The 19,740-nt window shown below is 34.3% G+C and carries 15 protein-coding genes; 7 read left to right on the forward strand and 8 right to left on the reverse strand.

Annotation, left to right across the window (positions count from 1 at the left end; genetic code table 11):
• Nucleotides 1-82: 82 nt before the first annotated feature.
• Together APR43_RS00125 and APR43_RS00130 are read right to left on the reverse strand one after the other, a co-directional pair.
• Nucleotides 83-490, reverse strand: a complete 408-nt coding sequence (locus APR43_RS00125; protein ID WP_082356352.1) for a DUF1634 domain-containing protein — start codon at nucleotides 488-490, stop codon at nucleotides 83-85.
• A complete protein-coding gene (locus APR43_RS00130) occupies nucleotides 477-1,313 on the reverse strand; it encodes a sulfite exporter TauE/SafE family protein (protein ID WP_053470325.1) in 837 nt (278 codons plus the stop codon). The genes APR43_RS00125 and APR43_RS00130 overlap by 14 nt, the downstream gene beginning before the upstream one ends.
• A 340-nt stretch (nucleotides 1,314-1,653) precedes the next feature.
• On the opposite strand from APR43_RS00130, the gene APR43_RS00135 reads away from it, so the two are divergent.
• Both APR43_RS00135 and APR43_RS00140 read left to right on the forward strand, forming a co-directional pair.
• Nucleotides 1,654-3,582 carry a tetratricopeptide repeat protein gene (locus tag APR43_RS00135; protein WP_053470326.1) on the forward strand — a complete coding sequence of 643 codons (1,929 nt, stop codon included), beginning with the start codon at nucleotides 1,654-1,656 and terminating at the stop codon, nucleotides 3,580-3,582.
• Between the two features lie 83 nt (nucleotides 3,583-3,665).
• The gene (locus APR43_RS00140; protein WP_053470327.1) at nucleotides 3,666-4,058 is read left to right on the forward strand and encodes a hypothetical protein; all 393 of its coding nucleotides are present in this window, start codon (nucleotides 3,666-3,668) and stop codon (nucleotides 4,056-4,058) included.
• A gap of 324 nt (nucleotides 4,059-4,382) precedes the next feature.
• Here the strand turns inward: APR43_RS00140 and APR43_RS00145 are convergent, their stop codons facing one another.
• The 4 genes from APR43_RS00145 to APR43_RS00160 form a co-directional block, all read right to left on the reverse strand.
• Nucleotides 4,383-4,817 (reverse strand): DoxX family protein, encoded by a 435-nt coding sequence (locus APR43_RS00145; protein WP_053470328.1) that lies wholly within the window; start codon nucleotides 4,815-4,817, stop codon nucleotides 4,383-4,385.
• A 371-nt stretch (nucleotides 4,818-5,188) separates the two neighbouring features.
• The gene (locus APR43_RS00150; RefSeq protein ID WP_205720317.1) at nucleotides 5,189-6,238 is read right to left on the reverse strand and encodes an alpha/beta hydrolase; all 1,050 of its coding nucleotides are present in this window, start codon (nucleotides 6,236-6,238) and stop codon (nucleotides 5,189-5,191) included.
• A gap of 79 nt (nucleotides 6,239-6,317) precedes the next feature.
• Nucleotides 6,318-7,187, reverse strand: coding sequence for a helix-turn-helix domain-containing protein (locus APR43_RS00155; RefSeq protein ID WP_053470329.1), 870 nt, complete (start codon nucleotides 7,185-7,187; stop codon nucleotides 6,318-6,320).
• Nucleotides 7,188-7,238: 51 nt separating this feature from the next.
• Nucleotides 7,239-7,799, reverse strand: a complete 561-nt coding sequence (locus tag APR43_RS00160; protein WP_053470330.1) for a GNAT family N-acetyltransferase — start codon at nucleotides 7,797-7,799, stop codon at nucleotides 7,239-7,241.
• A gap of 440 nt (nucleotides 7,800-8,239) precedes the next feature.
• Between APR43_RS00160 and APR43_RS00165 the strand changes: the two genes are divergently transcribed.
• The 4 genes from APR43_RS00165 to APR43_RS00180 all read left to right on the forward strand — a co-directional run bounded on the left by APR43_RS00165 (nucleotide 8,240) and on the right by APR43_RS00180 (nucleotide 14,286).
• On the forward strand, nucleotides 8,240-9,253 hold the full coding sequence (locus APR43_RS00165; RefSeq protein WP_053470331.1) for a zinc-binding alcohol dehydrogenase family protein: 1,014 nt from the start codon (nucleotides 8,240-8,242) through the stop codon (nucleotides 9,251-9,253).
• Between the two features lie 335 nt (nucleotides 9,254-9,588).
• Nucleotides 9,589-11,790 carry a TonB-dependent receptor gene (locus APR43_RS00170; RefSeq protein ID WP_053470332.1) on the forward strand — a complete coding sequence of 734 codons (2,202 nt, stop codon included), beginning with the start codon at nucleotides 9,589-9,591 and terminating at the stop codon, nucleotides 11,788-11,790.
• Between the two features lie 327 nt (nucleotides 11,791-12,117).
• Nucleotides 12,118-13,347: a PQQ-dependent sugar dehydrogenase gene (locus tag APR43_RS00175; protein ID WP_053470333.1), complete on the forward strand. Its 1,230-nt coding sequence runs from the start codon at nucleotides 12,118-12,120 to the stop codon at nucleotides 13,345-13,347.
• A 162-nt stretch (nucleotides 13,348-13,509) separates the two neighbouring features.
• Nucleotides 13,510-14,286 (forward strand): Ku protein, encoded by a 777-nt coding sequence (locus APR43_RS00180; protein WP_053470334.1) that lies wholly within the window; start codon nucleotides 13,510-13,512, stop codon nucleotides 14,284-14,286.
• Here APR43_RS00180 and ligD read toward each other — a convergent pair.
• Complete coding sequence (gene ligD / locus APR43_RS00185; RefSeq protein WP_053470335.1) at nucleotides 14,283-16,832, reverse strand: DNA ligase D; 2,550 nt, start codon at nucleotides 16,830-16,832, stop codon at nucleotides 14,283-14,285. The genes APR43_RS00180 and ligD overlap by 4 nt on opposite strands.
• Complete coding sequence (locus APR43_RS00190; protein ID WP_053470336.1) at nucleotides 16,819-17,301, reverse strand: hypothetical protein; 483 nt, start codon at nucleotides 17,299-17,301, stop codon at nucleotides 16,819-16,821. The genes ligD and APR43_RS00190 overlap by 14 nt, the downstream gene beginning before the upstream one ends.
• A 265-nt stretch (nucleotides 17,302-17,566) precedes the next feature.
• Here APR43_RS00190 and APR43_RS00195 point away from each other — a divergent pair, with 265 nt between their 5' ends.
• Nucleotides 17,567-19,711, forward strand: a complete 2,145-nt coding sequence (locus APR43_RS00195; RefSeq protein ID WP_053470337.1) for a catalase — start codon at nucleotides 17,567-17,569, stop codon at nucleotides 19,709-19,711.
• The last annotated feature ends 29 nt before the right edge of the window (nucleotides 19,712-19,740 follow it).

Genomic DNA, 19,740 nt, shown 5'->3' on the forward strand with positions numbered 1-19,740 from the left:
CAATGACAATGTCAATATCAATATCAAATTCCAATTTTTAAATTCCAAATTCCACAATCTAAAATCTAAAATCTACAATTTTCTAATGTGAAAATCCAAATGAAATACTGGTTATAATAATCAGAATAACAATCAGCGTGATCACTACATATAAATAATCTTTCTCGATCAAAAAAGAGAAAAGAGAAAGTAAAACCCTGAAAACGGGAGTTAAAAACAATAATATGATTCCGAAGAAGATTAAAAATTCGCCGCTTCCCGAAATTACACCATTCACAACCGATGTAATTACTTCAAAGATATTTCGGTCATTTTCCTTAAAAACAGAATAATCTTCAATGTCATTTCCGTGGTGCATCAAATAAACGATTCCGCCAATAAAAGCTACTGATAATGAAATCCAAACGCCATAGCGTAATAAGTTTCCAATAATGGTTTGAAAATCTTTTTCTCCAAATTTTTCGTGCGTCATAACTTTAGATTTTTCCATTAAGTCCATTGTAGATCATATTAACTGCCAGCACAAAAATTAAACAGGCAAAAAATATCCTAAGTTTTTTAGGATTTGTTCTAACCAAAATTTTTGCTCCGGCCATTGCGCCAAACAAAACCCCAATAACAACCGGCATACAAATTCCCGGTTCGATATATCCTTTTTGAATGTAAATAACAGAACTCGCCATTGCCGTAACACCCATCATAAAATTGCTGGTTGTGGTAGAAACCTTAAACGGAATTCGCATAATATTATCCATCGCAATAACTTTAAAAGCACCAGAACCAATCCCCAGTAAACCCGACATCATTCCGGCAATTCCCATCATACAGAAACCGCCAATAACATTTTTAGTTCCGTAGCTTACCACTTGTCCGTCGTGCGTTGGGTAAGTTCCCTGAAGTTTTAAACTTTTAGCAAGCGGACTTGATTCTAAAACAATATGTTCTTCTTTTTTACGAAGCGAATTTATAGCCGAAAAAATCAAGGTAAGTCCGAATAAAACGGCGATAAATGAAGTAGGAGCGATGGTCGAAAGTAAAGCACCACAAACGGCTCCAATAGTTGTAGCGATTTCCAGAAAAATGCCGAGGCGCATATTGGTAATTCCCTCTTTAACATAAGCCGCCGCAGAACCCGAGGAAGTCGCAATTACCGAAACTAAAGCGGCTCCAATTGCATAATGAATATCAACACCAAGAATAATAGTGAGTAGCGGAATAATTATTATACCTCCGCCCAAGCCTGATAATGAACCAATAAAGCCTGCTAAAAAAGCACCAAGCAGCATTATCAGGGTAAAAGTAAGTACTGTCATTAAGATATATTTTGTTTGATGCTAATTTACGAATACATATTTGTTCGGAATGAGTTTACGACCTTAAATATACCTTAAAAATGTTTTTTTAGTTTTCAGTCGCAGTCTCAGTTTTCAGTCTTGGTGCTCAAAAACTTTGTCAAAGTTTTAAACTTTGACAAAGTTATAGCGACTGAAAACTACGACTGAAAACTACGACTGAAAACTGCGACTGAAAACTGCGACTGAAAATTAACAATTCACCATTTACAATTAACAATTAAAAAAAATCATCATTTATAATGACTTCTCCACTATAACGAACTTTTACATTTGCGGTTTTAAAATTGAAGAATAAATCATGAAAAATTACCGTTCGTATAAAAGAGTTGATCCCGTTTACTTTAGCGGAGAAATTTTCTTTCCTGTCGGATTATTGTTTGTTGCCGCGCTTATAAGTTATTTTCTATTGTACTTCCTCGGACTTGGATTTGCGGTGTTTTTTAATGCTGCCATTGCCTGGTGCGGTTATTTTTACTTTTTTTATTACGGAAAATCCAGTGCCAGTATCAGTTTAGAATTTGTGTTTGGCGTTATTGTGATAACCGCATTGCTGCTTTTTGTCGATTATGGCGTTTATGCTTTGGTTACGTATCAAAAAACAGGAACTTTTAATGGCTTGTATTTTTCAATATGGCTTGCCGTTTTACTTGGTACTCCGCTGGTTTATTATACACATTATTTTGGCTCAAATCATTACGCACAAGTCAATCTGGCCAGTACTTATTTTAAAGCCACTTTTAGCGTTTTTCACGATCGCGAACTTTTAATGCATATTGATTCGATTGCATTTGTTAATTCTTCAAAACATGTAATTTCAGATATAAAACTGGAGAATAATATTTGTTTTTATTCAGAAGAAGAACTTTCAGAAATGGAAACACAATCTAAATACTATCATTTAAACCAATCAACTTTTTCCGGTTTAATTCATATTCCGTTTGATGCAGACCGTTTTCAAATCTCATGGTTTTCTATAGTGGAAGATCGGTATTATAATATTGATGTTCCGTTTCCGATGGAGAAATTAGAGCTTGAAGAAGAGAAATATCCGTTAGACGAACCCAAAAACATTCGAGGTAAAAAGTCGAAGCGAATCTATCTTCATATTTACCAAAACGGAGGCTTTAAATTATACAACGATGATACGGTTTTACTGGACTTTGAAGCCAATAATGAAACTGAAATAACCGAAGAACAAAAACAAGAAAAAATTATAGCAAACCGACGTTGTCATAGATTTTATGATAACGAAGAACGTTTTTCTCAGTTAATTGAAAGAATAAAAAACTCCAATGACATTCAGGAACGTTTTGAATTAAAAGATAAACTTGTAGTTTGGAATTTAGAATTTGAAGGCTTAGACAAACGCAATTATCTCGAAATAAACGATAATTATTTTAAATATTATAAAATTGAAAAAGAAGCCATTGCAGAACCGGCTTTAAGACATTTGCCCAGAAAAATCATTTTTGTACATAGAGGGTCTTATTTACGAACCTGGATGCGAGTACATGTTGATGTTCAAAAATTAAACCAGAAAATTGAAGAAGTTCTGGCAGCGGGTTCAAAAAACCAGGTTTTGTTTTCTCTTGATTTTAAAGATGCTGTAGCAAAAGATTTAATTTTTACAGTAATTGGAAACGATAAAAAAATAGTTTTCACAGGCTGGGAAATTGAAATAGACGAATATCGAAAAAAAGAAATAGACGACGAACATCTCGAGCAAAAAGAAGACGAAACCAAAAGGGCACTTTTAAAAGAAGGCTGGGATTTTATTTTTGCCAAAAATTATGAAGAAGCACAAAAAACATGTAATGCTATATTGCTTATAGACCCTCAATATGCTTCGGCTTATTTTCTTGAAACCAGAATATTATGGTATACGAAAGGTTTTGAAGCCAGCTTTAAAAAAAGAAAATATTATTTCACAAAAACACAGCACGAGCCTCCTGTAAATGCTCTTATTTACAACAATTACGGATGTATTTTAGATAGAGAACTTCGCTATGAAGAATCACTGCCGTATTTTGAAAAAGCAATCGAAATAAATCCGAAAGAACCCATTTTTGTGTGCAATCTCGGGGAAATGTATTATAAATTAAAACAGCCCGAAAAAGCACTAAAAGAAGCCAGAAAAGCAAAAATGATGGGATATCAATCGGCAATGTTAACCGAAATTATAACCAATAAAGGCAAAATTGATTCAGATAAATCAGTATTAAAATAGAAATCAAAATCACTATAAATAGTGATGCCAGATAAAAATACGGAAGATAAATTTGCCCCAATAATTAATCAATTAAATTAAATATGGGATTAGCAGAAAAACGTTTAGCAGAATCGATTAAAGTAGAAAAACTTCCGGCTTTTGAAGCAAAACTAAAAGAAAGAGCGGGTTATGATATTAAAGTAGATATTGACTGGAATACTTTTACAGCTTATGATCAATATCCTTTATCAAGACTGGATATTGTTTTTGACGACGTAGAATCTTTCGTAAAAAAAATCTGTTCTGATGATATGGGAAAAGAAGCGCTGCAGGAAAAACTGAGCACCATTAACTTAACAAATTCTGAAAATAATGATGACGTTAAAATGGAATTAAAAGATGACACCTTGTTTTTAACCGTCCAATTGGTGCAGTCTTCTTTTAATTCCCAAACTGATTCTCAAATCGCAAACTATGTAGAAGCACTTTTGTAGGTTATTGGTGTTTTTAAATATTTTGTGGGGCAAAACGGGATAGAGTAGTCTATCCCGTTTTCGTTTTTTGATATCCGGTCATCATTCCGTTAGGAATGTTTCATTGGTAGAAAAATTACAACCATCGGCATTTACATTCCGTAGGAATGTTTGATGTTTCAAATTGTTAAAAATGAGAAAGCCATGTCAAAATCAAACGTTCCTACGGAACGCAAACAATAATAACAATATAATTTTCTACCAATGAAATGTTCCTACGGAACAAAGAAAATTATAAAATAAAAAGAGGTTATCTCGACTTTTGAGACAGCCTCTTTTGTTTTTTTATATTTTATTATCAGCAGCAAAAGCAGTTTTACCAATTGTAGAAAGCAGTAAAGCCGCAGCAGCACTTGTCAAAACAGAATAATCAAAAGGCGCTTTTACCGAAATAGAAATTGCCATTGCAAATGCAAAAACCAACATTAAAAAAGCAGTTCCTAAAGCAGCAATTCTGGTTTTGAAACCAAAGATTAATAAGACAGAAAACAGAATTTCAAAACCTGTTGCAATTGCACCCAATACTTCGGCTGTCGATTTGCTGGCAAAAGAATTAAGCGTCTGCGTATAAAGAACAAAATTTTCCCAGTTTCCCCATGCAACACCATTCGAACCGGGCGCGCCCCAAAATCCAAATCGGTCGGCAACTGCTGATAACATTGTTATTCCTAAAACTATTCTTAAAACTAAACCTGCTTCTAATATTGTTATGTTTTTCATTCTGTGTATTATTTATTTGTCAAATTGGGGGATTAAACGAATGTTTTTCCAACTAAAAAAAGCTGGCAAATCATTTTTATAACGATATTCTAAGCTTCAAATTGTTTAAAAAGGAGAATTCACAATCGATATTACTTTTTTTATAGGCTTTTTAATGAGAAATCATCATTTCTAATGATTTTTACTGCTGAATGAAATTCTACATTTGCCTCAGGATTTTTTGTTTTTATTTTTAGAAGTTCTGTAAATTAACTTGGAACGTAATCATCAGCAACTTCTTTTTAAAATAGGCTTCTATTTTAAGTATTAGTAAAGTAAAAAAGGGATAGAAAATTAATTCTATCCCTTTTTGTTTTCAAATATCTGAATTCTTATTTCAATGTTGTTTTAATTACAACCGCAGCTTGTTGAATTGCAGTTTGAATCGCCGGAACATTTGCAATTGGATTTAAAAGTCCGTAATCGTGAATCAATCCGTTGTATCTTGTTAAAGTTACAGGAACTCCGGCTTCGTTTAATTTTCTCGCATACGCTTCACCTTCATCTCTTAAAACATCATTTTCAGCAGTCTGAACTAAAGCAGGAGGTAAGTCTTTCAATTCTGCTAAACTTGCCTGAAGTGGGGAAGCATATTTTTCTGTTCTTTTTGAAGCGTCTGGCAAATAATTATCCCAAAACCATTTCATCATATTTTTAGTTAAGAAACGTCCGTTAGCATATAAATTATAAGATTCAGTTTCAAAATTAGCATCAGTTACAGGCCATAATAAAACTTGTAATTTAATATGAGGACCTTTTTTATCTTTAGCCATTAAAGTAATTGCAGCAGTCATATTTCCACCCACGCTATTTCCCACAACAGCCAGGTTTTTACCGTTTACACCAATTTCTTTTCCATTTTCGGCTACCCATTGCGTTGCTGCGTAAATTTCATTAATTGCCACAGGATATTGAGCTTCCGGAGAAGGAGTATAATCTGGGAAAACCGCAACTGCACCACTTTCTACAACTAAATCTCTAACCAGCCTTCTGTGAGTTGGATAATCTCCTAAAACCCATCCGCCGCCGTGAATAAAAATAAATACAGGAGCATTAGCTTTTGCACCTTTAGGTTTTGTAATATGGATTTTAACTTTTAAACCGTTTTGAGAAATTACTCTTTCAGATTCTTCGATACCAGAATAATCAACTTCAACTGATTTTTGTGCACCAACTAAAACGTTACGTGCGTCTGTAACAGATAATTGTTCCAAAGGTTTTCCGTCACCAGAATTTAATGCGTTTAAGAAACCGCGTACTTTTGTAAAAATTTCTGGGTCATTTTGCCCTTTAAATTGTCTTTCTTGTGCTGAAGCAATTGTATTTACGATTAACAATGCTGCAATAAATAAACCTTGTTGTAATACTTTAATAGTTTTCATATCATTTGTCTTTTTAATTATTTATAATTTGATAGGACAAATATATGGCGGTAATAAGGCTGTAAAAATAGACAAAAGTCTATTCTAATTGTACATTTTTCCCTTGAAGGTATTTTTTCTTGAAATTAGACGGAGTGTCGCCAACTTTATTGGTAAAAAGTCGGTTAAAGTAAGCCGGATCTTCATATCCTAATTGATATGCAATCTCTTTTACACTTAAGGAAGAATAGCCCAAAAGCCTTTTAGCTTCCAGAATAATTCTATCCTTAATAATATCGTTGGGCTGAGAAAGCTCTAAACGATTGAATTTATTCGAAAGTGTTTTTGGCGCAAGACCTAAAATATCAGCATAATCAGCAACCGTATGTTTGGTTCTGAAATGAATTTCGACCAATCGGCTGAAATCCCTGAAGAAATCCATTTCCTTTGAAGGTTCATCATTTAAAACACCCAATTGCTGTATTTTCCAGATTCGGGTTGCTTTAATAATAAGTTGTTTCAAATAAGTGCGGATCATTTCTTCCTGCGAAGAATCGGGAGCATCAAATTCCTGCTGAATCTGACTGTAAATACCTTCCACAAATAAAACCTCTTTTTCAGGTAAAGTTGTCATTGGCATTTCAAAAATATTATTGAACAACAAACCGTCGCAGGCAACCTCGGCATCATGAATCTGCACGCAATAAAAGTCACGGTTATAATACATAAAATAACCCTGCTTTTTTCCTTCCTTATTAATCTGTAAATATTGATTGCTGTTTATAAAAAACAAAGAAGGACTCGAAGTTTTGTATTGTTTAAAGTCAATTGTTATTTCATAACCTTCTGGTAAATACAATACCTTAATATAAGCTTTGTAATCTTCACCATTAATTTCCTCTACAGTTTCCTGATTCAGAATTAAAAATCCCAGTTTCTTATAATTAGATTCAAATATTTGGTGGTTCATTTCGGCTTGTTTTGGTTTAAAAATACTAATTTTCTTTGGCAGAGCCGAATTTTAATTCGGACTTATTTGGAGATGATCCAGTTTTTTTCCAACCAAAGTTTTTTTGCCCACAACCTTAAATCCAAGTTTTAAATAAAGACTTTTCGCCAGCGGATTATCTTCGTCAACCAATAATCCTAAAGTCAGTTTATTTTTATGCACATATTCATCAATTAGAAACTGAAGTATTTTAGAACCAATTCCTTTTCCCTGATATTTCGGGTTTATTCCCACCGAATCAATATAATATTCACCAGCCTGCGTTTCTTCTTCAAGATGAAAATCAGGATTAAAGTTGAGATGTACATAATCAATAATAGGAGCGCGTAATTCACGTAAATCGACACCATTATAAACGCTGACGGCGCCAATAATTTCATTTTCAGACTCGGCTACAAAACAATTTTCATACGAATATTGATTGCCTTCTCTTGCTGTAAAATAAGAAACCAATTCGAGTGCGCTGTCATGATCCTTTTTGCCCATATATTTGTAAATGATATCTTCCATTGCCAGTAATAAAATAGGAGCAATGGATTTTGAATCGGATATATTGGCTTTGCGGATATTCATTTTGAGAAGTTTGATTTAGCAAATTTAAAGTTTTTTAAACACATAGGAACATAGTTTTTCTTTGTGTGTAAAGGCGTTTCACTTCTTTCAATGCACATAGCTATGTGTGAAAAAACGAGTTTTTTTTAATATCCTCTTTTTCAAGAATTAAAAATCTATGTTTCTATGTGTTTAAACAAAAATGCCGAATTTCGACCAATATAAAATAAAAATATATCAGCTCTATTATTTTAAAGAGATTTGCTTTAAAAAATATGTTTCCCGCGGATTTTGCAGATTGAGCTGATAAATAAAAATATCTGCTAATCTGCAAAATCTGCGAGAGAACAAATAAAAGGCATTGAAAAATTTGTACCGATATTTTATAAAAATATACAAGTTATAAGAGTTAAAGCCCTCGTATCTTTGTTAGTATATTTTAATTAAAAATTTAGAAAACGATGAAAGCAATAGGATTCAAATCATCATTACCCATAGAAGAAAAAGACAGTTTTATAGAATTTGAAACTGCAAAACCAATACCCGGAGCGCACGATTTATTAGTAAAAATTGATGCCATTTCTGTAAATCCGGTAGATTTTAAAATTCGCCAAAGCGCTGCAAAAGATACTGTTCTGGAAACCCCAAAAATTATTGGCTGGGATGCTGTAGGAATTGTGCAGGCAGTCGGCGAAAAAGTAACTTTGTTTGAAGTTGGAGATCCGGTTTATTACGCCGGAGATTTAACCAAACAAGGAAGCAACGCCGAATTTCAAATTATTGACGAAAGAATTGTAGGCAATAAACCAACATCATTAACCAATGCAGAAGCTGCCGTGATTCCGTTAACTGGTTTAACAGCCTGGGAAATTCTTTTTGACAGAATCAGAATCAATCCTGAAAAAGACAAAGGAAAATCTATTTTAATTATTGGAGGTGCCGGCGGCGTTGGCTCTATCGCCATTCAGCTATCAAAGAAAATTGCAGGATTAACGGTTATTGCGACAGCTTCACGTCCGGAAACAATAAAATGGTGTAAACAGCAGGGAGCCGATTTTGTGGTTGATCATAAAGATTTAGTTACTTCGGTTAGAGAAGCGGGTTTTCAGCACGTAGATTTTATTTTAGATTTTGTTGATACAAATGCGTATTGGGATATTATGGCAGAATTAATTAAACCTCAAGGACATATTGCATCCATTACCGGAAGTGCAGAACCTGTTGTTTTAAATAAACTGAAAGGGAAAAGTGTTTCCTTTTCATGGGAATTAATGTACACGCGTTCGATGTTTCAAACAGAAGACATGATCGAACAGCATCATATTTTAAATAAAATCGCCGATTTACTAGACGAAGGCGTTTTAAAAACAACTTTAAAGGAAACTTATAAAGGACTTTCGGCTGAGAATCTTAAAAAAGCGCATCAGCTTTTAGAATCCGGAAAAACGATTGGTAAAATTGCTATTAAATATTAATTGCATTTTTTAGATAGTAAAGAAATCCCATTTTGTAATGGGATTTTTTTGTTTACAGCAGTTTTATTTAAACACATAGAAACATAGATTTTTTAATTCTTGAAAAGAGGATATTAAAAAAACTGGTTTTTTGCACATAGCTTTACGCATTTTGATGGCGCAGCTTTGTCAAAGTTTTAAACTTTGACAAAGCTTTAAACGCACAACTATGTGCATTAAAAACAAGTGAAACGCCTTTATACACAAAGAAAAACTATGTCTCTATGTGTTAAAAAATTAATTGCATTCCAAAACTCAGAATAGTATTTTTGCGATCCAATACCAAAACTTATTACATGCGATTTCTATTTTTCTTCTCTGTTTTTATCCTCACTTTTTCGGCAAAATCACAAGCAGTTTCAGGAACTGTAAATGGTGCAAACGGAAAACCATTATCTGATGTTTTGATTCGGAATTTAATTTCTAAAACGCACGCTCATACGGATATAAACGGAAAATTTACTTTAGAAGAAACTAAAATCGGCGACAGCCTTCAAATTTCAAAACAAGGATTTATTACACAGAAAATAAAGCTTTTATCAAATGAAAATCTATCGATTCAATTAGAAGAAAAACCTTTTTTATTGGAAGAAGTTACGATTACCAATAATCTAAAATATCTTAATACAATCTCCAAAATAGATTTAGAAATTCAACCCGTATCTAATTCGCAGGATTTATTGCGAAAAGTTCCGGGACTTTTTATTGGTCAGCACGCGGGCGGAGGAAAAGCAGAACAGATTTTCCTGCGTGGTTTTGACTGCGATCATGGAACAGATATTAATGTTTCTGTAGATGGAATGCCGGTGAATATGGTTTCGCACGCACACGGACAAGGCTATGCCGATCTTCATTTTGTAATTCCGGAAACGGTAGATAATATCGATTTTGATAAAGGATCTTATTTTGCAGATAAAGGTGATTTTACAACCGCAGGATATGTTGGTTTTAATACCAAAAATGCTTTACAAAATAGTTCACTTTCTTTTGAAGGCGGACAGTTTGATACTTTTCGTACGGTGGCTTTGTTCAATTTGCTGAATAAAGAAAATCAGTCGGCCTATTTTGCGGGAGAATATATGATGACCGATGGTTATTTTGATGCGCCGCAAAACTTTAACCGAATCAATTTGTTTGGAAAATATGCTGCAAAAATGAATAACGGCGACAAACTGGCAATTGCTGTTTCGCATTTTAAAAGTCAATGGGACGCCAGCGGACAAATTCCGGATCGTGCCGTAAATGACGGAACCATTTCGCATTATGGCGCAATTGACCCAAACGAAGGAGGAAACACTGGAAGAACTAATTTCAACTTACAATACGATGCCAAAATCGATGAAAACACGCATATTAAAAACACAGCGTATTTGAGCAAATATGATTTTGAATTGTATTCGAATTTTACTTTCCTGAATGATCCTGTAAACGGCGATCAAATCAAACAAAAAGAAAACAGAACAATTGTAGGTTTTCAATCAGAATATAATGAGAAGATCAGCGACAAATGGCTTTTTAAATTAGGGGCAGGATTACGAAATGACAATAATAAAGATGTGGAATTATCGCATACTTTAAATAGAAAAACGGTTTTAGAATATTTGAGTTTAGGAAACGTCAACCAAACAAATTTGTTTTCTTATAGTAGTTTAGATTTTACATCTGGAAAATGGTTAATAAATGGAGGTTTGCGATTGGATTATTTTAAGTTTGGATATGAAGATCAACTAGCTTCAACTTACACCAATCAAACGCAGACAAAAGCAATTGTAAGCCCAAAACTGAATTTCCTTTATACCCAAAATGAAAAATTACAATATTTCTTAAAAATGGGAAAAGGATTTCACAGCAACGATACACGCGTAGTGGTAGCGCAGAAAGGTGAAAAAATCCTGCCTGAAACCTACGGTGCCGATTTAGGAATTAACTGGAAACCGTTTCCAAGAATGATCGTGAACTCGGCAATTTGGTATTTGTATTTAGCACAGGAATTTGTATATGTGGGCGACGAAGCAGTTGTTGAACCAAGCGGAAAAACAGAACGTAAAGGTTTTGATTTCGGTTTTAGATATCAGTTAACGAACTGGTTATTTTGGAATACAGATTATACGTATACACACGCAAGAGCAATCGACGAACCAAAAGGAAATGATTATTTACCGCTTGCTCCGGTTCATACTTTAATGAACGGATTTTCGGTAAAAGATTTAAAAGGGTTTTCGGGAAGTTTAAGAACGAGATTTTTGGGAGATCGTCCGGCGAATGAAGATAATTCGGTTGTGGCAAAAGGTTACTGCATCACCGATTTCTCAGTAAATTATCAAATTAAAAAAGTTTCGATAGGCGTAAACATCGACAATATTTTTAATACAAAATGGAAGGAAACACAATTTTTAACAGAATCCCGTTTAGCAAATGAAACTGATCCTGTTGAAGAAATTCATTTTACAGCAGGAACGCCATTTAATGCTAGATTGATATTGAAATACAGCTGGTAGGTTATGCCAAAAATATTTGTATAATATTTTATGTTCCGTAGGAACACCTCGTCGGTAGAAAATATTATGTTATTATTATTTACGTTCCGTAGGGAACGTTTGATTATGGCATCATTTTTAATAATCGAACGTATCAAACGTGCCTAAGGAAAGTAAACCCGGACAATTATTATTTTTTTCTATCAATGAAACATTCCTATGGAATGATAATCGGGATCGAAATTCAATATAAATTCTGTAAGTCTTATCTTAAATTATATAAAATTTTTGAATTTTTATTTTAGATATTTGAATTTATAACCCAAATTAATTTAATAAATATCTACGATGAAAAATTTAAAGTACATTTTGATTCTTTCGAGTGCATTATTTGCATTTAGCTGCAACAACAACGATGATGATCCTGAAAATGGAGGCGGAACCGTAACGAACCCTGTAGAAACAAATCCTGCAAATACTCAATATAAACCTGCTTTTGCCGGACAAACCAGAATTAGCGGAATGACTACCAATACAGAATATAAAGCCGACATCATTACATCGGCGCTTACAAGTCCGTGGGGCGTGAAAGTGCTTCCAGACGGCCGACTTTTGGTAACTCAAAAAACAACGGGAACTTTGCGCATTGTGACAACTGCCGGAGTGGTCAGTGCGCCAATTACAGGTTTGCCTGCCGTAAATCCTGCGAATCAGGGAGGTTTATTAGGTTTATGCCTTGATCCTGATTATCCAACAAACAAAATGATTTACTGGGTATTTTCTGAAGCCGTAACAGGCGGAAATATTTCTGCTGTTGCAAAAGGTAAACTTTCAAATGACGAAAAAACTATAGAAAACGCAACCGTAATTTATCGTTCAAGTCCTGCAAATCCAAGTGATTTACATTATGGGGGAAGAATTCTGTTTGATCAAACCGGAAATCTTGTTGTAAGTACGGGTGAACGTTCTGTTTTGCAAACCAGACCTTTGGCACAATCTTTAACAGCAAGTCTTGGTAAAGTAGTCAGAATTACAAAAGACGGACAGCCTGCACCCGGAAATCCAACTTTTGGAGGTGCAAATGCTTTACCAGAAATATTTACATATGGACACAGAAACCCACAAGGACTTGCTATGCATCCGGTTACGAAAGAAATCTGGGAGAGCGAACACGGACCAAGAGGCGGTGACGAAATCAACCGTTTGAAAGCCGGAACAAATTATGGATGGCCAACTATTACGTACGGAATTGAATACAGCGGACAGCCAATTGGCGATGCTATTCAGCAGAAAGACGGAATGGAACAGCCGGTTTATTACTGGGATCCTGTGATTTCGCCTAGCGGAATGACTTTCTACTCAGGAAATCGTGTACCGGAATGGGAAAATAATCTTTTCATAGGTTCGTTAAGCGCCACGCATATTGCACGACTTGTTATAAGAGATAATAAAGTGGTGGGCGAAGAAAGATTATTGGCAAGTGAAGGACAGCGTTTTAGAGATATTACACAAGGTGCAGATGGTGCTTTGTATGCGGTAACAGATCAGGGAAGACTTTATAAAATAGACAAAAAATAATTATTTGAATGGTTAATTATTAATTGTTAATTGTGAATTATTAAAAAACGGTGCTTTATGCGCCGTTTTTTTTGGTCGTTATTTTATAAAAGTTTTTGATGATGTTATAAAACTATATCAGTGTTTGTGATTTAATTTTAAAGCTAATTAAATGAAAGAGTTATGAGATCGATATGGACAGGTTCAGTGAGTTTTGGATTGATTAATATTCCAATAAAAATGTTTTCGGCGGTAGAGGAGAGCAGTCTTGATATGGACATGCTGGATAAAAAAGACCATGCCAATATTAAATTCAAACGTGTTAATGAAGATACGGGTAAAGAAGTTGATTTTGCAAATATTGTAAAAGGCTACAAAATTGAAGATAAATATGTCATTTTAGAGGATTCTGATTTTGAAGCCGCAGATGCCATCAAAACCAAAACAATTGCTATTGAAAGTTTTGTTCTCGAAAAAGAAATTCAAAGTATTTATTACGAACAGCCGTATTATCTGGAACCGGATAAAGGCGCAATGAATGCATACGGATTGCTTCGTGATGCACTTGAAGCTTCAGGAAAAGTAGGCGTAACGCGTTTTGTTTTACGAAACAAAGAAAGTCTTGCGATTTTAAAACCATACAAAAATGTCATTGTTTTAAACCGAATTCGTTTTGAACAGGAAATCAGGGCTACAGACGAATTAAAACTGCCTCCGGTTTCTAAAAAAGCCACCAAAGAAATGGATATGGCCGAAAAACTAATCGACCAACTTACTGAGAAATTTGATATTACGGGTTTTAAAGATGAATATACCGCCAAACTTTTGGATATAATTAAAAAGAAAGCCAAAGGAAAAACAGCCAAAGCGCCTAAACTTAAAGTGGTGCACAGCAAACAAAGCGACGATTTAATGTCAATGCTGAAAGCGAGTTTAGAAACAAAGAAAAAGTCATCTTAGACTCTTTCTTGTTTCTCTTCTAATTTCTTGATTATCTTTTTAATATTGGCACCTTTTGATAAAACAGGTTCCCATAAATCCCCTTTTTTCTCAAATCGCTGTAATACATTTTTAATCGTAAACTGCGACGGATGTAATTTAGTAGTAACTTCACTCCATTCTAAAGGTGTTGAAACTGTTGCACCAGGTTTAGGACGAACAGAATAAGGCGCGGCCAAAGTTTGTCCGCGGCGGTTTTGCAGATAATCGATATAAAGTTTATTATCTCGTTTTTTGATGCTTCGCTCAATTGTTGTAATATCCGGAAGCCTTGTCTGAACTTCCTTGGCGATTAATTCTCCTAAAATTTTTATCGAATCATAATCGTATTGTGCACCAAGCGGAATATAAATATGTAACCCTGTCGCGCCCGAAGTTTTGCACAAACATTCCGTTTCCAATTCATCCATAACTTGTTTTACAACTTGTGCAGTTTCAACAACAATATGAAAATCGTCTTCTTTTGCAGGATCAAGGTCCATTACAAGCCAGTCGGGATTATGAATGTTTTTTATGGTCGAATTCCACGGATTAATTTCTATACAGCCCAAATTTGCCATATAAAGCAATGTTTCCTTATCATTGCAAATAAGATAATCTATGTTTTCTTCGTTCGATTCTGAGAATATTTTTTTGGTTTTGAGCCATTTTGGAGTTTTCTCCAGATCAATATCTTTTTGATAAAAACTTGGCGCATCAATTCCGTTAGGAAAGCGGTTCATAGATTCCGGACGATCTTTTAAATAAGGCAGCATAAGGGATGAAACTTCATTGTAATATTGAATAATTTCGCCTTTTGTAATACCGTCAGCAGGAAAATAGACTTTGTTCTGATTTGTTAAATGTAAAGTGGCTTTTCCAACTTTTAAATCGTAATCATTTTCGGTTTTGTGTTCTTTTAAATCTTCCATTTTATTTTGCTTGAGGTTAGTTTTGCTTTTGCCACTGAAAACAACTTCATTGGCTTTTTTATCAATTCTTAATCCCAGATAAACAGGATGTCTCAGGTTATTATCCTGTGTCCATTCTGAATATTTAACCTGACAGACAACTTTGGGTTTAACCCATTGAATTTTATCTCTTATTGGAACTTTTTCGTTTAGCGGGGATTTATCCAGAAATAGTGGTTTAAGCTTTGTATAAAGCTCCTTTAGAACTTCTTCTGAAAAACCCGTTCCGCATTTTCCAATATATTTTAATTCTCCGTCATTATATTGGCCCAGTAAAATGGCGCCAAAGTATTTTCGGGAATTTTTAGGTTCTGTTATTCCAATGATGATTGCTTCTTCTTCATTAGAAATTTTAATTTTAAGCCAGTTATTACTTCTGGTGGCTATATTATAGCTACTGTCAGCTTTTTTGGCAATAATACCTTCGCTGTTATTTTTTCGGGCTTTTTCAAATTGTTTAATTCCGTCCCCAATAGTATGTTCCGAATAAAAAACATTTGTAAAATCATATTTATTAAATAAAATTTTCAAAAGCTCTTTTCTGTCAAGCAGAGAAAGGTCTGTAACCGAATTTCCATCTAAATTGAGCAGATCAAAAACATAATATTTTAGGTTTCCGATTCCTGTTTTAAGATAATTTTGAAGAAGTTGAAAATCAGCTCTTCCAGATTCATTTTCAACCACGATTTCGCCATCAAGAATTACCGTATGATCTATTTTTTTCAATTCGTCTGCAACGGGTTTAAAACTGACATTGAACGAAATTTGATTTCTGCTGAATAAATTTACTTCATCCGGATTAATAACGGCAACGGTACGATAGCCGTCATATTTATTTTCAAAAACCCATTCTTCATCATCAAAAGGTTTTTCGACTGTCGTGGCAAGCATTGGTTTTACAAAAGAAACTTCGGCAGGTTTGGCTTTAGACTTTTTTTTTATCGTTTGCTTTTCTTCTTTTTCTTCTGGTTTTGCCTTTACTTTTTCAGATTTTTTCTCCAGTTCTTCTAAACTTCTTTTAGAAATAACCGATTTATTTTTTTCTAAAATATCAGCATTTGTAGCATATTTATCTTGTTTTTTGATCAACAGCCAGGCGTTTTCCTGTTTTCCGTGAAGTTTTACCAATGAAAATTCCCCTTTAAGTTTTTTTCCTTTTAAGATAAAACTTAAACGTCCTTTTTTCAAATCGGCTAATAATTGTTTTTCGTCTGAGGCGGTTTTTTCGTCAGAAGTATACGTTCCGTTATCCCAGACAATAACATTTCCGGCACCATAATTTCCTTCGGGAATTGTACCTTCAAAATCTTTATAACTGTACGGATGATCCTCGACCATCATGGCGAGGCGTTTTATTTCCGGATCAAGTGATGGACCTTTTGGAACAGCCCAGCTTTTAAGAACGCCATCCATTTCTAACCTAAAATCATAATGCAAATGTGATGCAGCATGTTTTTGAACGACAAAAATCAATTCACTTCCTGATTTTCCGATTTTACCCTTTGGTTCGCGGGTTTGTTTAAAATCTCTTTTTTCGTTGTATTTAGACAGTGACATATGCGTTTGCTAATATTAAAAGTGTTAACGTAACAGAGTAGAGCGCCGTGGCGACAATGGCAAAAATTATATGGGCAAAGAACAGCTGAATGTAATAACCCTTAAAATCAATTGGGGGGTGATGGTGGGTCATCTTAAAAATAATTATCCAGCTGACTATGCCAACTACACCGCTTATCACTCCTAATATAAGAGCGGTTAACGGTGAAATTGGCAGTATATCCTTTACCCAAATAATATGATATCCTATAACAAACAAAAGACCAATTATATAATGTAATAACCAGCCCCAGATTTTTTTTGACTTCGGTGAGAGCTCTATTTTCATTTTGTCGATAGCATAACTCAAAAGCACCGGTTCTTTATACAATTCTCTAAAGCTTTTTGACATGGCATAACTAAACCACGTCATGGCTGATGTTGCCATAATTGAAACCACAACCAATTGTATAATAACATTAAAAATCATGTACGGTGTTTTTAAAGTGACTTACTCAAAATTACTTTTAGAAACACCTTTTTTAGTTATACGATTAGATTTCGTAATTATATAATTATAGGATTAAATAATTGATATCATGGATATTGTAATATGAATGTTATAAGCCTGAAACCAAATTGTATAATATTTAACATGAAAAGCCTTCTAACTTTGTTTAGCTATTTTGCTAAATATTCTTCTATCGAAATAGACCAATTATTAAGTCACCAATACATTTTAAATCAAGAAACAAATGAAAAATTCAAAGAAAACAAATCAGGATAATTCTGATGGAAAACAAAGAGATTTAGATTTAAATAGATCGAATGGAGAAAATCAGTTTTTGACCACTAATCAGGGAGTTAAGATTAATGATAATAACAATTCCTTAAAGGCAGGAGAAAGAGGACCGTCTCTTTTAGAAGATTTTATTCTTAGAGAAAAAATAACTCATTTTGATCACGAACGCATTCCGGAACGAATCGTTCACGCAAGAGGCTCTGGAGCTCATGGATATTTTGAACTTTATAAAACCATGGAAAAATATACTAAAGCCGGATTTTTAAACAACACAAGTATTAAAACTCCCGTTTTTGTTAGGTTTTCAACTGTTGCCGGTTCAAGAGGATCAACAGATTTAGCACGCGATGTTCGTGGATTTGCCGTAAAATTTTATACTCAGGAAGGTATTTTTGATTTAGTTGGAAACAATGTTCCGGTATTCTTTATTCAGGATGCCATGAAATTTCCAGATTTAATTCACGCTGTTAAAGGCGAACCGCACAATGAAATTCCGCAGGCGGCGTCTGCACATGATACTTTTTGGGATTTTATTTCCTTAATGCCAGAATCCATGCATATGGTTATGTGGGTAATGAGCGACAGGGCAATTCCGAGAAGTTTAAGAATGATGGAAGGTTTTGGAGTTCATACCTTTAGATTTGTGAATGCACAAAACGAATCTCATTTTGTAAAATTTCACTGGAAACCAAAATTAGGAACTCATGCTGTTGCCTGGGACGAAGCACAAAAAATATCAGGTAAAAATTCTGATTTTCATAAACTGGATTTATGGGAAGCGATCGATACCGGAAATTTCCCTGAATGGGAATTAGGTGTTCAGATTATTCCGGAAAGCGATGAACATAAATATGATTTTGACCTTTTAGACCCAACAAAATTAGTTCCTGAAGAATTGGTTCCGGTAACCATTATTGGAAGAATGGTACTGGATAAAAACCCAGACAATTTTTTTGCAGAAACAGAACAGGTTGCGTTCCATCCGGGGCATATAGTTCCGGGAATTGATTTCACAAATGATCCGTTATTACAAGGCCGTTTATTTTCTTATACAGATACACAATTATCAAGGTTAGGAAGTCCTAATTTTCATGAAATACCAATTAACAGAACCATTGCGCCTATGCACAACAATCAGCGTGACGGGCATATGCGTCAGGAAATTGCAGTTGGTAAAGTAAGTTATCATCCTAATTCCCTAGGCGGCGGATGTCCTTTTCAGGCAAAAATTGACGAAGGAGGTTTTGCCAGTTTTAATGAGCGAATTGATGCTCATAAAATAAGAGAAAGAAGCGAAAGTTTTTCAGATCATTTTAGTCAGGCCGTACTTTTTTATAACAGCCAGACTCCGGTAGAACAAGATCATATTGCAAACGCATTGTCTTTTGAACTTGGTAAAGTTGAAACTGTTGCAATTAGAGAAAGAATGCTTGGGCTGCTAAATCAAGTTGATGGTAATCTGGCATCAAAAGTTGCCAAATCCTTAGGAATTCCGGTTCCAAAGAATATCGAAAAACCCATCAATCATGGAGTTGGTGCCGATGATAAAGGCAATCACGAACCAACAAAAGTGAAACAAAGCATTAAAAATTCTGATGCTTTAAGTATGCTGAAAAATCCAACTATTTCGAATACTATTGCAACACGCCAGATTGCTTTTTTATGTGCTGAAGGCGTAAATGCATCATCAGTAAAAGCAATGAAAACGGCGCTTCAAAATGCAGGTGCAAAAGCAGTAATTATTGCACCGCATTTAGGAACAATTACATCAGAAGACGGAACAGCCATTCCGGTGGATCAAACTTATAAAATTGCAGCTTCGGTACTTTTTGACGGGGTTTTTATTCCGGGAGGAAAAGGAATTAAAGAACTTTCAAGAATCAAGGAAGTGAAAGAATTTATAAATGATTCCTATAATCACTGTAAGTTTATTGCAGCTGAAGCAGAAGGAATTCAAATAATAAAAACAAACAGCGATATAAAAGAGAAGGATGCAGGAGTTTTAATTAGCAATACTATTGCTGACAAAGCTTTAAACACTTCTTTTATAAAAGCTTTAGGAAGACATCGTTTTTGGGAAAGAGAAAAGATGCTCTAACAAATTGTTTATATAAAATATACTGAAAC

Source organism: Flavobacterium sp. NLM, assembly GCF_002210235.1.
Taxonomy (GTDB): domain Bacteria; phylum Bacteroidota; class Bacteroidia; order Flavobacteriales; family Flavobacteriaceae; genus Flavobacterium; species Flavobacterium panici.